Origin of the sequence: Pseudomonas sp. NyZ480 (assembly GCF_029537255.1) — a bacterium.
GTDB lineage: Bacteria > Pseudomonadota > Gammaproteobacteria > Pseudomonadales > Pseudomonadaceae > Aquipseudomonas > Aquipseudomonas taiwanensis.
On sequence record NZ_CP120626.1, the window covers coordinates 2105261 to 2120797 of the forward strand.

Annotated in this window: 9 protein-coding genes; 6 read left to right on the top strand and 3 right to left on the bottom strand. The window is 62.8% G+C overall.

The window, feature by feature from the left end; translation table 11 throughout:
* Both P3R38_RS09735 and P3R38_RS09740 read right to left on the bottom strand, forming a co-directional pair.
* A complete protein-coding gene (locus P3R38_RS09735; RefSeq protein WP_023379985.1) occupies window positions 1–1608 on the bottom strand; it encodes a carboxyl transferase domain-containing protein in 1608 nt (535 codons plus the stop codon).
* A 19-nt stretch (window positions 1609–1627) separates the two neighbouring features.
* Window positions 1628–2791 (bottom strand): isovaleryl-CoA dehydrogenase, encoded by a 1164-nt coding sequence (locus P3R38_RS09740; protein ID WP_023379986.1) that lies wholly within the window; start codon window positions 2789–2791, stop codon window positions 1628–1630.
* A gap of 218 nt (window positions 2792–3009) precedes the next feature.
* On the opposite strand from P3R38_RS09740, the gene P3R38_RS09745 reads away from it, so the two are divergent.
* Window positions 3010–4677: an AMP-binding protein gene (locus P3R38_RS09745; RefSeq protein WP_104882588.1), complete on the top strand. Its 1668-nt coding sequence runs from the start codon at window positions 3010–3012 to the stop codon at window positions 4675–4677.
* Between the two features lie 68 nt (window positions 4678–4745).
* Here the strand turns inward: P3R38_RS09745 and P3R38_RS09750 are convergent, their stop codons facing one another.
* Complete coding sequence (locus tag P3R38_RS09750) at window positions 4746–4907, bottom strand: hypothetical protein (RefSeq protein ID WP_023379988.1); 162 nt, start codon at window positions 4905–4907, stop codon at window positions 4746–4748.
* Between the two features lie 139 nt (window positions 4908–5046).
* Between P3R38_RS09750 and P3R38_RS09755 the strand changes: the two genes are divergently transcribed.
* From P3R38_RS09755 to tssA, 5 genes are all read left to right on the top strand, one after another.
* Window positions 5047–7065, top strand: a complete 2019-nt coding sequence (locus tag P3R38_RS09755; protein ID WP_104881930.1) for an alpha-1,4-glucan--maltose-1-phosphate maltosyltransferase — start codon at window positions 5047–5049, stop codon at window positions 7063–7065.
* A 144-nt stretch (window positions 7066–7209) separates the two neighbouring features.
* Window positions 7210–10521 carry a maltose alpha-D-glucosyltransferase gene (treS, locus tag P3R38_RS09760; RefSeq protein WP_277687094.1) on the top strand — a complete coding sequence of 1104 codons (3312 nt, stop codon included), beginning with the start codon at window positions 7210–7212 and terminating at the stop codon, window positions 10519–10521.
* Window positions 10522–12732, top strand: a complete 2211-nt coding sequence (gene glgB, locus P3R38_RS09765; RefSeq protein WP_023379991.1) for a 1,4-alpha-glucan branching protein GlgB — start codon at window positions 10522–10524, stop codon at window positions 12730–12732.
* A 131-nt stretch (window positions 12733–12863) separates the two neighbouring features.
* Window positions 12864–13127 (top strand): PAAR domain-containing protein, encoded by a 264-nt coding sequence (locus tag P3R38_RS09770; protein WP_023379992.1) that lies wholly within the window; start codon window positions 12864–12866, stop codon window positions 13125–13127.
* 834 nt (window positions 13128–13961) lie between these two features.
* Complete coding sequence (tssA, locus tag P3R38_RS09775) at window positions 13962–15518, top strand: type VI secretion system protein TssA (RefSeq protein ID WP_023379993.1); 1557 nt, start codon at window positions 13962–13964, stop codon at window positions 15516–15518.
* The last annotated feature ends 19 nt before the right edge of the window (window positions 15519–15537 follow it).

The following is a 15537-nucleotide window of genomic DNA, read 5'->3' on the forward strand; positions in this document are numbered from 1 at the left end:
TCACATCCGGAATATGCCGAAGCGGCTCTGTTCGATCGGGGCGTTCAGCGAGGCGGACAACGCCAGGCCGAGCACGTCGCGGGTCTGCGCCGGGTCGATGACGCCGTCGTCCCACAGCCGGGCGCTGGAGTAGTAGGGGTGGCCCTGGTGCTCGTACTGGTCGAGAATCGGCTGCTTCAGGCGCGCCTCGTCTTCGGCGCTGAAGGGCTGGCCACTGCGTTCGCTCTGCTCGCGCTTGACCTGCGCCAGTACCCCGGCGGCTTGCTCGGCGCCCATCACACCGATGCGCGCGTTGGGCCACATCCACAGGAAGCGCGGGTCGTAGGCCCGGCCGCACATGCCATAGTTGCCGGCGCCGAAACTGCCGCCGATGATCACCGTGAACTTCGGCACCTGGGCACAAGCCACGGCGGTCACCAACTTGGCGCCATGCTTGGCGATGCCGCCCTCTTCGTACTTCTTGCCGACCATGAAACCGGTGATGTTTTGCAGGAACAGCAGCGGAATGCCCCGCTGGCAGGCCAGTTCGATGAAATGCGCACCTTTTTGCGCAGCTTCGGCGAACAGGATGCCGTTGTTGGCCAGGATCGCGACCGGATAGCCGTGCAGGTGGGCGAAACCGCACACCAAGGTGGTACCGAACAGCGCCTTGAACTCATCGAACACCGAGCCGTCGACCAGGCGGGCGATCACCTCGCGGACATCGAACGGTTGCTTGGCGTCGGCCGGCACCACGCCGTACAGCTCCTCGGCGCTATACAGCGGGGCGATGGGCGTTTGGCGCTGCAGTTTGCCCAGCTTGTGCCAGTTGAGGTTGGCGACGCTGCGCCGCGCCAGGGCCAGGGCGTGTTCGTCGTTGTCGGCATAATGGTCGGCCACGCCGCTGGTACGGCAATGCACGTCGGCACCACCCAGGTCCTCGGCGCTCACCACCTCCCCGGTAGCGGCTCTCACCAGAGGCGGGCCGGCGAGGAAGATGGTGGCCTGCTGGCGTACCATGATCGCTTCGTCGGCCATGGCTGGCACGTAGGCGCCACCGGCGGTGCACGAGCCCATCACCACGGCGATCTGCGCAATGCCCAACGCGCTCATGTTCGCCTGGTTGAAGAAGATGCGGCCGAAATGCTCACGGTCGGGGAACACTTCATCCTGGCGCGGCAGGTTGGCGCCGCCCGAGTCCACCAGGTAGATGCACGGCAGACGGTTCTGCAACGCGATGGTCTGGGCGCGCAGGTGCTTTTTCACCGTCAGCGGGTAGTAGGAGCCGCCTTTGACCGTGGCGTCGTTGGCCACGATCATGCACTCCACGCCCTCGACACGGCCGATACCGGCGATCAGGCCCGCCGCGGGCACGTCTTCGCCATAGACTTCATGGGCCGCCAGCTGACCGATCTCAAGGAAGGGCGAGCCGGTGTCGAGCAGGCGGTCGATACGCTCGCGTGGCAACAGCTTGCCCCGCGAGGTGTGCCGTTCCTGAGCTTTCGGCCCTCCGCCCTGGCTGACCTGGGCGAGCAGGCTGCGCAGGGCTTGGACCTGTTCTAGCATGGCCGCGCTGTTGCTGGCGAACTCCGCCGAGCGCGGGTTGATCTGGGTATGCAGGATAGCCATGGACGCCCGTTCCTTATGCTCAGCGGGTTTCGTTGAACAGTTCGCGGCCGATCAGCATCCGACGGATTTCGCTGGTGCCGGCACCGATCTCGTACAGCTTGGCGTCGCGCAGCAAGCGGCCGGCCGGGAACTCGTTGATGTAGCCGTTGCCGCCGAGAATCTGAATCGCTTCCAGGGCCATCTGGGTGGCGCGTTCGGCGGTATAGAGGATGACCCCGGCGGCGTCCTTGCGGGTGGTCTCGCCACGGTCGCAGGCCTGGGCCACGGCATACAGGTAGGCGCGGCTGGCATTGAGCTGGGTGTACATGTCGGCGATCTTGCCCTGGATCAGCTGGAATTCGCCGATGCTCTGGCCGAACTGCTTGCGATCGTGAATGTAGGGCACCACCAGGTCCATGCAGCTTTGCATGATGCCGGTGGGGCCGCCGGAGAGCACCACGCGCTCGTAGTCCAGGCCACTCATTAGCACGCGCACGCCGCCGTTGAGCTGACCGAGGATGTTCTCTTGCGGGACTTCGACGCCATCGAAGAACAGCTCGCAGGTGTTGGAGCCGCGCATGCCCAGCTTGTCGAACTTGTTGCTGCGGCTGAAGCCTTTCCAGTCACGCTCGACGATAAACGCGGTGATGCCATGGGGGCCCTTGTCCAGGTCGGTCTTGGCGTAGATCACGTAGGTGTTGGCATCGGGGCCGTTGGTGATCCAGGTCTTGCTGCCGTTCAGCACGTAGTGGTCGCCGCGTTTTTCCGCACGCAGTTTCATCGACACCACGTCGGAACCGGCATTGGGCTCGCTCATGGCCAGGGCGCCGATGTGTTCGCCGCTGATCAGCTTGGGTAGGTACTTGAGCTTCTGCTCGTGGCTGCCATTGCGGTTGATCTGGTTGACGCAGAGGTTGGAATGAGCGCCATAGGAGAGGGCTACCGAGGCCGAGCCACGGCTGATTTCTTCCATGGACACCACGTGCGCCAGGTAACCCAGGCCGGCACCACCGTACTCTTCCGGCACGGTGATGCCCAGCAGGCCCATGTCACCGAACTTGCGCCACATGTCGGCGGGGAACAGGTTGTCGTGGTCGATCTGCGCAGCGCGGGGGGCCAGTTCGGCAGCGACGAACGTGCGGACCTGGTCGCGGAGCATGTCGATGGTCTCGCCCAGGGCGAAGTTCAGGGAGGGGTAATGCATGCTGGGGCACCTTGTTGTTCTTGAAATAGGGGAAACAGCCTGGCTCAAGGATCCGGCGTCCTGCCTGAGGGCCGGTGTCGTTCATCACCTTTACGTTAACGTAAACCTGACCCTCATCGCTGTCAATCCATTCATCACCTTTACGTAAACGTAAATCTGCGCCAGAGTATTCCTGCTTGCTTCAGTCGTGCCCAGAACAACCACAAGAAGGGACACCCATGAGTCAACCAAGCTACACCCGCGGTCGCCAGGACCGACCCTTGCTGACCCAAACCATCGGCCAGGCCTTCGATGCCACTGTGGCCCGGTGCGCCGACGGCGAGGCGCTGGTGGCCCGCCATCAGGGCCTACGCTACACCTGGCGTCAGTTGGCCGAGCAGGTCGAAATGCACGCTCGTGCCCTGATGGCGCTGGAGGTGAACACCGGCGACCGGGTCGGGATCTGGTCACCCAACTGCGCCCAGTGGTGCATCCTGCAACTGGCCAGCGCCAAGGTCGGTGCCATCCTGGTCAACATCAACCCGGCATACCGGGTGGGCGAGCTGGAATATGTCTTGCGCCAATCCGGCTGCCGTTGGTTGGTATGTGCCGATGCCTTCAAGACCTCCGATTACCATGCCATGGTCCAGGAACTGGTGCCGGAACTGGCCAGCGCCACTGCAGGTGAGCTGGCTTGCGAACGCTTGCCCGACCTGCGTGGCGTGATCAGTCTGGCGGCCACCCCACCGGTGGGCTTTCTACCCTGGCAAGCACTGGCCGAACGGGCAGGGCAGGTCTCGGCGCAGGCCTGCGTGGCTCGCCAGCAAAGCCTGCAATTCGACCAGCCGGTGAACATCCAGTACACCTCCGGTACCACAGGCGCGCCCAAGGGCGCCACGCTCAGTCACTACAATATTCTCAACAACGGCTTCATGGTCGGCGAAAGCCTCGGCCTGACCGAGCGCGACCGCATGGTGATCCCGGTGCCGCTGTACCACTGCTTCGGCATGGTCATGGCCAACCTCGGTTGCATCACCCACGGCAGCACCATGATCTACCCCAACGACGCCTTCGACGCCGAACTCACCCTGCGCGCAGTGGCCCAAGAGCGTGCCAGCATCCTTTATGGCGTGCCGACCATGTTCATCGCCATGCTCGACCACCCCTCGCGTGCACAGATGGACCTTTCGACGCTGCGCAGCGGCATCATGGCCGGTGCCACTTGCCCGATCGAGGTGATGCGACGGGTCATCGACCAGATGCACATGGCCGAAGTCCAGATCGCCTACGGCATGACGGAAACCAGCCCGGTGTCGCTGCAGACCGGTCCGGACGACGACCTTGAGCTGCGTGTGACCACCGTCGGCCGTACCCAGCCGCAACTTGAGACCAAACTGGTCGACCAGGAGGGGCGCATCGTCCCGCGCGGCGAGATCGGCGAGCTGTGCACCCGTGGCTACAGCGTGATGCTCGGGTACTGGGACAACACCCAGGCCACCGTGGACGCCATCGACCCGGCCGGCTGGATGCACACCGGCGACCTGGCGGTGATGGACGACGCGGGCTATGTGCGTATCGTCGGGCGCAACAAGGACATGATCATCCGCGGCGGCGAGAACATCTACCCACGCGAACTGGAGGAGTTCTTCTACACCCACCCGGCGGTGGCCGATGCGCAGGTGATCGGCATACCGTGCAACAAGTATGGCGAGGAGGTGGTGGCCTGGATCAAGCTACACCCCGGGCACAGCGCGACCGTCGAAGAGCTGCAGGCCTGGTGCAAGGCCCGCATTGCCCATTTCAAGGTGCCGCGGCATTACCGGTTCGTCGATGAATTTCCGATGACGGTCACCGGCAAGGTGCAGAAGTTCCGGATGCGCGAGATCAGCATGGCAGAGCTGGGTTGACCGTTTCGGCCTGATCGGCGGCAAGCCGGCGATCAGGCTGACAACCCCACCACGATCCTTGGCTATCCTTATGCCTTCACCGGTGGCTCCTGGCTGGGCGGGTCACCCACGGTTGGCGGCACGGTCGGCTTGATCGGCAGCTCGTTGGGGTCTTCTTCCGGTACCGGCGGCGGCAGGCTGGGGTCGTCGATGTTCGGGTCGGGTGTCTCCGGTGGAATGGGAATGTTCATGGCCTGACCTCGCAGGGTGATAGGAGAGGGTGGTGCAGGCTTTGATGCGTGCCAGCGCCAATCGCTCATTTTTTTTGAACCCCCTGCCGGTCGACGGCTCTGAATCCTTAGCGCCAATGCCAACAGGGAGCCAGGACCGATGACGCGCAACGAGCCCTTCGAAAGCGTACCGATGGCGAACGATCACCCCGACCAGGCTATTAGCCTGTCCCAGGCGCTGCTGGCGCCGCGCATCGTGATCGAGGACACCAGCCCGGTGCTCGACGCTGGCACTTTCGCCGCCAAGGCCATCAGCGGCCAGCCGGTCACGGTCAGCAGCAAGGTCTATAGCGATGGCCATGACCGCCTGGCGGTAACCCTGCTGTGGCGACAGGCCCACAGCCGCCGCTGGCACTGTGTGCCGATGCATTCCCCTGGTAACGACCTGTGGCTGGCCGAGTTCACCCCAGTTGAGCTGGGCTTGCACCTATTCAGTATCGAGGCCTGGATCGACCCGTTCGCGACCTACTGCCACGACCTTGAGAAAAAGTACCATGCGGGTGTCGAGGTGTCGCTGGAGCTGGAGGAGGGCAGGCTGATGCTTGGCAAGGGCCTGGAGCGCAGCGATGGGGCCCTGCGCAAGGAAATCCAGACGCTGCTCGACAGCTTGCCGACCCTGCCGGCGGATGACCAGGTGGCGCTGCTGCTCGATGCCAACACTGCGCGCTTGATGAGCGAGGCCGAACATCGCAGCTACCTGACCCGTAGCACCGAATTCCCGCTGGATGTCGATCGTGAGGCGGCGCTGTTCGCCAGTTGGTACGAACTGTTTCCCCGCTCGATCACCGATAGCCCTGACCGCCACGGCACCTTCAACGATGTGCACGCACGTTTGCCGATGATCCGCGACATGGGCTTCGACGTGCTGTACTTTCCGCCCATCCACCCTATCGGAACGCAGTACCGCAAGGGCCGCAACAATGCCCTGCGTGCTGAGCCGGGTGACCCCGGCAGCCCTTACGCCATCGGTAGCCACGAGGGCGGGCACGAGGCCATTCACCCGCAGCTGGGCAGCCGCGACGACTTCCGACGGCTGGTGGCCGCAGCCGCTGAGCATGGCCTGGAAATCGCCCTGGACTTCGCCATCCAGTGCTCCCAGGATCACCCCTGGCTCAAGGAACACCCCGGCTGGTTCAGCTGGCGCCCCGACGGCACGATCCGCTATGCCGAGAACCCACCCAAGAAGTACCAGGACATCGTCAATGTCGACTTCTATGCGCCCGAGGCGGTGCCATCGCTGTGGCTGGCATTGCGCGACGTGGTGGTCGGTTGGGTCGAGGAGGGGGTGAAGACGTTTCGCGTGGACAATCCGCACACCAAGCCCCTGCCATTCTGGCAATGGCTGATCGCCAATGTGCGCAGCCAGCACCCGGAGGTGATCTTCCTCGCCGAGGCCTTCACCCGACCGGCGATGATGGCGCGCCTGGGCAAGGTCGGTTATGCCCAAAGCTATACCTACTTCACCTGGCGTAACACCAAGCAAGAACTGCGCGAGTACTTCGAACAGCTCAACCAGCCGCCCTGGAGCCAATGCTATCGCCCCAACTTCTTCGTCAATACGCCCGACATCAACCCGTTCTTCCTGCACAGCTCCGGGCGCGCCGGTTTCCTCATTCGTGCCGCGCTGGCCACCATGGGTTCGGGGTTGTGGGGGATGTATTCGGGCTTCGAACTGTGCGAAAGCACGCCACTGCCGGGCAAGGAAGAGTACATGGACTCGGAGAAGTACGAGATCCGTCCGCGGGACTTCACCCAGCCCGGCAACATCATCGCCGAAATCGCCCAGCTCAATCGCATTCGCCGCCAGAACCGTGCCTTGCAGACCCACCTGGGCGTGGCGTTCTTCAATTGCTGGAACGACAACATCCTGTATTTCGCCAAACGCACCCCAGAGCGCGACAACTTCATCCTGGTGGCGGTGAGCCTCGATCCCCATAACGCCCAGGAGGCGAGCTTCGAACTGCCGCTGTGGGAACTGGGCCTGGACGACAACGCCGACACCCTCGGTGAAGACCTGATGACCGGTCATCGCTGGACCTGGCATGGCAAGACCCAGTGGATGCGCATAGAGCCCTGGCATTCGCCGTTCGGCATCTGGCGCATCGAAAAGGCCCATTGACGGTCGCACGCTGTTCCCTGTGGGAGCGGGCTCACCCGCGAACTCGGGCCAATCCGGTGCTATGGAGCCCGTTGCACACTGCGCCGGGATCTACGGCTCACAGGAGATCGCGCAAGTTCAAGAAAGCTTTGAAAGGAGTCACACATGGCCAAGCGTTCCCGCCCTGCTGCCTTCATCGACGACCCACTGTGGTACAAGGACGCAGTGATCTACCAGTTGCACGTCAAGTCGTTCTTCGACGCCAACAACGATGGCATCGGCGATTTTCCCGGCCTGATCAACAAGCTCGACTACATTGCCGAGCTGGGCGTCAACACCCTCTGGCTGCTGCCATTCTACCCGTCCCCCCGGCGCGACGACGGTTACGACATCGCCGAGTACAAGGCCGTGCATCCCGATTACGGCAGCATGGCCGATGCCAAACGCTTCATTGCCGAGGCGCACAAGCGTGGGTTGCGGGTGATTACCGAGTTGGTCATCAACCACACCTCCGACCAGCACCCCTGGTTCCAGCGAGCCCGCCATGCCAAGCGCGGCAGCAAGGCGCGGGACTTCTACGTGTGGTCCGATGACGACCAGAAGTACGACGGCACGCGGATCATCTTCCTTGACACCGAAAAGTCCAACTGGACCTGGGATCCGGTGGCCGGCCAGTATTTCTGGCACCGCTTCTACTCCCATCAGCCCGACCTCAACTTCGATAACCCGCAGGTGCTCAAGGCGGTGATCGGCGTCATGCGTTTCTGGTTGGACATGGGCGTCGATGGCCTACGTCTGGATGCCATTCCGTACCTGATCGAGCGCGATGGCACCAACAACGAGAACCTCCCCGAAACCCACCAGGTACTCAAGGCGATCCGCGCCGAGATCGACGCCAACTACCCTGATCGCATGCTGCTGGCCGAGGCCAACCAATGGCCGGAGGACACCCACCCGTACTTCGGCGAAGGCGATGGTGACGAATGCCACATGGCATTCCATTTCCCGTTGATGCCACGCATGTACATGGCCCTGGCGATGGAGGACCGTTTTCCGATCACCGATATCCTGCGTCAGACACCGGAGATTCCGGCCAACTGCCAATGGGCGATTTTCCTGCGCAACCACGATGAACTGACCCTGGAGATGGTCACCGACCGCGAGCGCGACTACCTGTGGAACTACTATGCCGAGGACCGCCGCGCACGCATCAACCTCGGCATCCGTCGGCGCCTGGCGCCGCTGTTGCAGCGCGACCGTCGGCGTATCGAACTGCTCACCAGCCTGCTGCTGTCGATGCCCGGCACACCCACCTTGTATTACGGCGACGAGCTAGGCATGGGCGATAACATCTACCTGGGCGATCGCGACGGCGTGCGCACCCCCATGCAATGGTCACCGGACCGCAATGGCGGTTTCTCCAAGGCCGACCCGCAACGCTTGGTGCTACCGCCGATCATGGACCCGCTGTACGGCTACCAGACCGTCAACGCCGAGGCCCAGTCCCACGACCCGCACTCGCTGCTCAATTGGAATCGCCGCCTGCTGGCCGTCCGCAAACAACAGAAGGCCTTTGGTCGTGGCACCTTCAAGATGCTCACGCCGAGTAACCGGCGGATCCTGGCCTACCTTCGCGAATACACCGACGCGAACGGCAACACTGAAGTGATCCTGTGCGTGGCCAACGTGTCGCGGGCTGCGCAGGCGGCCGAACTGGAGTTGTCGCAGTACGCCGACATGGTGCCGGTGGAGATGCTCGGCGGCAGCGCATTCCCGCCGATCGGCCAGTTGCCGTTCTTGCTCACCTTGCCCCCCTATGCGTTCTACTGGTTCTTGCTGACCTCCCACGACCGCATGCCCAGCTGGCACATCCAGCCCTCCGAAGGCCTGCCGGAGCTCACTACGCTGGTGTTGCGCAAGCGCATGGAGGAGTTGCTCGACGCGCCCTGCCGCGACACCCTGGAAACCGCGATTCTGCCGCAGTACCTGCCCAAACGCCGCTGGTTCGCCGGCAAGGAAGGGCCACTGGACCAAGTGCAACTGAGCTATGGCGTGCGCTTGGCCACGGCCACCACGCCGGTGCTGCTGAGCGAGATCGAAGTTCGCAGCGAAGATACTGTCACGCGTTACCAACTGCCGTTCGGCCTGTTGCCTGAAGAACAGATCACCACCGCGTTGCCCCAGCAACTGGCGCTGTCCCGCGTACGCCGGGGCCGTCAGGTGGGACTGATCACCGATGCCTTCGTGCTCGAACCCTTCATCCGCGCCGTGCTGCGCAACTGTGAGGCAGGCACGAGGCTGCCCTGCACGGCGGGCGAGCTACGTTTCGAACGTACCGACTTGCTTGCGGCAGCCGGGCTGTCTGAGGAAAGCCAGGTACGCTACCTGGGCGCCGAGCAATCCAACAGCTCGGTGGTGGTCGCTGACCGCGTGGTGCTCAAACTGATTCGTCGGGTCAATGCAGGCGTGCACCCGGAACTGGAAATGAGCGCCTACCTCACGGCTGCCGGGTTCACCAACATCTCCCCGTTGCTTGCCTGGGTCAGCCGGGTGGACGAGCAGGGCACACCGCACCTGTTGATGATCGCCCAAGGCTACCTGAGCAACCAGGGCGATGCCTGGGCCTGGACCCAGAACACCCTCGAACGGGCCATCCGCGACCAGATGGAGCCTTCGAGCAACACCCCCGATGCCCACGCCGACGCTCTGGCCGAACTAAACGGTTTCGCGGCCTTGCTCGGCCAGCGGCTGGGCGAGATGCACCTGCTGCTGGCCAGGCCCAGCGACGATCCTGCCTTCACGCCACGGCCCAGCGATGCCCGTGACAGCAAGCGTTGGAGCGAGCAGATCACAGCCGAACTTGCCCGTGCCCTCGACCTGCTGGCGCAACACCGCGACAGCCTCGATGCCGACAGCCAGGCGCTGGTCGATGACCTGCAGCAGCAACGCGACGGTCTCGCCCAGCACATCGACAACCTCGCGCGCCAGGCCCAGGGCGGCTTGCTGATGCGCGTACACGGCGACCTGCACCTGGGTCAGGTGCTGGTGGTACAGGGCGATGCCTACTTGATTGATTTCGAAGGAGAACCCGCCCGTCCTTTGGACGAGCGGCGCGCCAAGCACAGTCCCTACAAGGATGTAACCGGCGTGTTGCGATCCTTCGACTATGCTGCTGCCATGATCCTGCGCAGCGCCTCGGCGGTAGACCTCTCCGACGCGGCGCGCCAGGCTCGTCAGCGGGTTGCACGGCAGTACCTGCACCAGTCGCGCCACGCCTTCGTTGAAGCCTATGGCCTGGCCACCGCCGCAATGCCCCACGCCTGGCAACAGGCTGAGGGCGAGCGCGCCGCCTTGGAGCTCTTCTGCCTGGAAAAAGCCGCCTACGAGATCACATACGAAGCCGAAAACCGTCCAAGCTGGCTGGCCGTGCCTTTGCATGGCTTGCATGGACTGATCAGTACCTGGGGAGAGTCATAGATGAATGCAACCACGCGTGAAAACGGCGGACTTCGGCAACGGGACCTGGATGCCCTGGCCCGCGCCGAGCACGCCGATCCCTTTGCAGTGCTCGGCCCCCATGGCGATGGAACGGGGGGCTCGTTCGTCCGCGCCTTCCTGCCCAATGCGTTGAATGCACGCGTGCTGGCCCGCCATGATGGGCAAGTGCTCGCCGATATGGTGCAGGGTAGCTTGCCTGGGTTGTTCACCGCGCACTTGGATGAGGCACAACCCTATTTGCTGCAAATTGGTTGGGCAGGCGGCGAGCAGGTGACCGAGGATCCCTACAGTTTCGGTCCGCAACTGGGCGACATGGACTTGTACCTGTTTGCCGAGGGCAACCACCGGGATCTGTCCGGCCGCTTCGGTGCCCAGCCGACGCAGGTCGATGGTGTCGCTGGCGTCTGCTTCTCGGTGTGGGCGCCGAACGCCCGTCGTGTGTCGGTCGTGGGCGACTTCAACAACTGGGACGGTCGCCGCCATCCCATGCGCCTGCGCCACAGTACGGGTGTCTGGGAATTGTTCGTGCCCCGCATCGGTGTCGGCGAGACATACAAGTTCGAGGTATTGGGCAAGGAAGGGGTGCTGCCACTGAAGGCCGACCCACTGGCCCGCGCCACCGAACTGCCGCCCAGTACCGCCTCCAAGGTCGCTGATGCGCTCAGTCACCCATGGCAGGATCACGACTGGATGGCACACCGTGCCCAGCGTCACGCCTACAGTGCGCCGCTGTCGATCTACGAGCTGCACGCAGGCTCCTGGCGCTGCGAGTTGGACGATGCCGGTGAAATCGCGCGCTATTACAACTGGCGCGAACTGGCCGAGCGGCTGGTGCCCTATGTACAGGAACTTGGCTTCACCCATATCGAGCTGATGCCGATCATGGAGCACCCGTTCGGTGGCTCATGGGGCTACCAGCCGCTTTCGCTGTTCGCGCCCACCTCGCGTTACGGCAGCGCCGAAGATTTCGCGGCATTCGTCGATGCCTGCCACCAGGGTGGCATTGGCGTGATACTCGACTGGGTGCCTGCGCATTTCCCCACCGATGAACACGGCCTGGCCCGCTTCGACGGCACGGCACTTTACGAGTACGACAATCCCCTGGAAGGCTTCCACCAGGACTGGAACACCCTTATCTACAACCTTGGTCGCAACGAAGTACGCGGCTTCATGATGGCCTCGGCGCTGCACTGGCTCAAACACTTCCACATCGACGGCCTGCGGGTCGATGCGGTGGCTTCGATGCTGTACCGCGACTACTCGCGCAAGTCGGGTGAGTGGGTGCCCAACCGCCATGGTGGGCGCGAGAACCTCGAAGCCATCGACTTCATCCGCCACCTCAACGGCGTTGCCGCCCATGAAGCGCCCGGTGCGCTGATCATCGCCGAGGAATCCACTGCCTGGCCCGGCGTCAGCCAGCCGATCCAGCAAGGCGGCCTGGGCTTTGCTTACAAGTGGAACATGGGCTGGATGCACGACACGCTGCATTACATCCAGAACGACCCGATCCACCGCACGTACCACCACAACGAGATGAGTTTCGGGCTGATCTATGCCTATTCCGAGCATTTCATCCTGCCGATTTCCCACGATGAAGTGGTGCATGGCAAGCATTCGCTGATCGACAAGATGCCCGGCGATCGCTGGCAGAAATTCGCCAACCTGCGCGCCTACCTCACCTTCATGTGGACCCACCCCGGCAAGAAGTTGCTGTTCATGGGCTGCGAGTTCGGCCAATGGCGCGAATGGAATCACGACGACGAGTTGGACTGGTACCTGCTGCAGTACCCCGAGCACCAGGGTGTGCAGCGCCTGGTGAGTGACCTTAACCGGCTGTACCGCAACCTGCCGCAATTGCATGAGCAGGACTGCCAGCCGCAGGGCTTCCAGTGGTTGATCGGCGATGATGCGCACAACAGCGTGTATGCCTGGCTGCGCTGGAGCAGCCAAGGTGATCCGCTGCTGGTAGTGGCTAACTTCACCCCGGTGCCGCGTGAGGGCTACAGGATTGGTGTGCCGTTCGGTGAACGCTGGCAAGAGCTGCTCAACAGCGATGCCGAGCTGTATGCCGGGTCGAATGTGGGTAACCTGGGCGCAGTGGACTGTGAGGCGGTGGCCAGTCATGGGCAACCGGTGTCGCTGTCGCTGAATTTGCCGCCGTTGGGGGTGTTGGTGATGAGGCCCGCGTAAGGGGAGCGCTGGGGCGTTGGCCGCTCATCGGCTGGTATGCCTACTGCGGTGACCGGACGTAGGCTCCGTTTCGCTGTGGTAGGCTTCAGCTGTTGGCATCGATGCCCCCCCTTATGACAGGAGTTCGTACCATGAAAGACATCATCCGCCTCGGCGATTCCACTACCCACGGCGGCAAAGTGCTTGGCTCGTTCGGCAACACCAACGTCAACGGCAAACCCATCGCCGGCGTCGGGCACATGGTCAGTTGCCCGCTGTGCAAGGGGGTGTTCCCCATCGTCGAAGGCAGTGCTACCTACAGCGTCGATGGTATCCCTGTCGCGCTCGACGGACACAAGACCGCCTGCGGCGCGGCGCTCATTGCCAGCGGGCCGAAGAGCGTAGTCGCAAGCTGATCTTTCGGTGTGACTTTACGGTCCGCTCCTGACCTCTAACCTCAGCCCAGTTCGCAAGGCCCCTCGGCTACTCGCTTGGGGGCCGGCTGGCGCTGTGCGTCAAATGTTCGAACGCCCCCTGTCCGATGGTGGCTAATTGACGCCAAAAAAAGTTGGCTTTAGCCGGAAGAGCTGGTAGCTTGCGCGCCACGGTGCACTGGGATGTGCGAAAGTGACTTCAAGGAGCGATACATGACACCGGATCATTCCGTCGTTGGCAGTACTGAGTTGGAGCGGCCACTGGGTCGCCTGGATGGCCGTCTTCCGGGCCATGGCGCGGCGGTGTCGTCGCCTGTGCTTAAGGCCGCGCCACTGCAAGCCAACGCCATCGATGTTCTCGCTGTTGCTACCTCTGCGCACTACCTTCCCGAGCACTCCATCCAGCCCCCCTTGGCGAGCATTCTTGTCTTGCGCTCAAACGTTTGCGTCTTTCCCACGCCATTGCCCGGTCGTAGTCATTAAATTTAATAATTTAATGGATGGATCAACGGGGGTTGTTACGAGTTAATTCAGTATCGGATATTTCCGTAAGACGAATCTGAATTTCCCATGCGGCTATTTTAGGAAGTGGTTAGGGTTTGTATAGTCTTTCGAGTTGATCTGCTGAACTGGAGTAGGGTGGTGAAGTTTCCAAGGCTTTTCGCGGCTTTCGAGACCGTTTGAGTCCTTGGCTTTGGTGCCCGTTTTCCTGGCTGCTCACTAGGGTGTGAGCTTCGATAGTTTGAACTTCGTGTCCACTGAATAAGTGGTTTCGCCAAGTATTGTGCGCGCGAAAGTTCACAATGTGAGATATGGATGTCCTACTCCTCGAAACTGACTGCGCGTTTTGCAGCGCTCGCCAGTAATGCCATCGCGCCGGGATCTTTCGTCGGCGAAGATGTGCGTTTTTCTTCCGAGTTCGAAGCCTTGGAAGCTGAACTTGGCAAGGCTCAGTCAATACATGCCAGCGGCCAGGTCGACTGGCTGAAGATTCTCGAAGGCGGTGAAACGCTGCTGCGAGAGCAGTCCAAGGATCTGCGCGTCGGTGCCTGGTTGACCTGGGCGCTGTACCAGCGCGAGTCCTACGCGGGGCTGCTGGCAGGGCTGGGCATGCTGCGCCAGTTGTGCGAGCAGCACTGGGAGACAGTTCATCCGCAAAAGGCCCGTACGCGCTCGGCGGCGATCGGCTGGCTGGTTCCGCGCCTGGAGCAGGCGTTGGACAGCGATATCGCGATCAAGGAGCAACTGCCACTGTTCCAGCAGATGGTCGAGCACCTCGCTGGGCTCGAGGCGTTTCTCTCGCAGCAACTGGGCACCGATGCACCGATGCTGCTGCCGCTTTGCCGTTCGCTCAAGAACCAGGTGCAACGTTCGGCCAGCAACGAGCCGCCAGCGGGGAGTGTCGGGGCGATCGTCAACCAGGTCAAGCAGGCGGCCACGCAGCTGTTCACTCCTGGCGAACCGGTGGAGAGTGAAAAGGATGCCGGCAAGGCCCTGCGTGCCCAGCAGGAGCAGGGGCGCCAGCTGTGCGTGTGGTGGCAGCGACAGAAAGCCACCGACCTGCGCGCGCTGCGCCTTAACCGCACACTGCTGTGGTTGCCCATCGAAGCCGTTCCCGAACGCAACGCCGAGAATGTCACCGCGCTACGGGGGGTGCCGGTCGACAAGCTCAAGAGCTACCGCGACCGCTTCGAGCAAGGCGCCTATGCCGACCTGCTGGTCGAACTGGAGAACAGCGTGGCCAAGGCACCGTTCTGGTTCGACGGACAGCGCATGGTCTGGGAGTGCTGCCAGGCCCTGAACGTCGAGGCCGGCATGCGTGAAGTGGAAATGAACTTCGCCTCGCTGCTGCAGCGCCTGCCCATGCTGATCGAGCTCAAGTTTCACGATGGCACACCGTTCGCCGACCCCGAGACCCGCGCCTGGATTGCCTCCCAGGTCTCGCCCCACCTGCAGGCAGTCGTCGCTCAGCCAGTGGTCGAATCCAGCGAGCGCCAGGCGCCCTGGGAAGAGGCCCTGGAAGCGGCGATCCCGGTACTGCGCAAGGATGGCCTGAAGAAGGCGGTGCAGCAGCTCAAGCAGCAGATGCAAGGGTGCCACGGCGGGCGAGAGCGTTTCTTCTGGCAACTCAGCCAAGCCCGGCTGTGCTTCACGGCAAAAAAGTACGAGCTGGCCAAGACCCAACTGGAAGCCCTCGATCTGCAGCTGTGCCAATCCGGCCTGGATGCCTGGGAGCCAGACCTGTCGCTGCAGGTGCTGCATCTGTTGCACACCTGCTGTGAATTGTTGCCGCAGAACCATGTGGTTCGCGAGCGCAAGGACGAGATCTATCGCCGTCTGTGCCACCTCGATCTCGAAGTCGTACTCGAATAGGCCCAAGGGCCATAACCCT

Excerpts from the sequence above, each read along its gene's own strand:
- P3R38_RS09755 (WP_104881930.1), top strand. The coding sequence starts at position 5,047 with ATGACGCGCAACGAGCCCTTCGAAAGCGTACCGATGGCGAACGATCAC.
- P3R38_RS09750 (WP_023379988.1), bottom strand. The coding sequence starts at position 4,907 with ATGAACATTCCCATTCCACCGGAGACACCCGACCCGAACATCGACGAC.
- P3R38_RS09770 (WP_023379992.1), top strand. The coding sequence starts at position 12,864 with ATGAAAGACATCATCCGCCTCGGCGATTCCACTACCCACGGCGGCAAA.
- glgB (WP_023379991.1), top strand. The coding sequence starts at position 10,522 with ATGAATGCAACCACGCGTGAAAACGGCGGACTTCGGCAACGGGACCTG.
- P3R38_RS09735 (WP_023379985.1), bottom strand. The coding sequence starts at position 1,608 with ATGGCTATCCTGCATACCCAGATCAACCCGCGCTCGGCGGAGTTCGCC.
- P3R38_RS09740 (WP_023379986.1), bottom strand. The coding sequence starts at position 2,791 with ATGCATTACCCCTCCCTGAACTTCGCCCTGGGCGAGACCATCGACATG.
- P3R38_RS09745 (WP_104882588.1), top strand. The coding sequence starts at position 3,010 with ATGAGTCAACCAAGCTACACCCGCGGTCGCCAGGACCGACCCTTGCTG.
- treS (WP_277687094.1), top strand. The coding sequence starts at position 7,210 with ATGGCCAAGCGTTCCCGCCCTGCTGCCTTCATCGACGACCCACTGTGG.
- tssA (WP_023379993.1), top strand. The coding sequence starts at position 13,962 with ATGTCCTACTCCTCGAAACTGACTGCGCGTTTTGCAGCGCTCGCCAGT.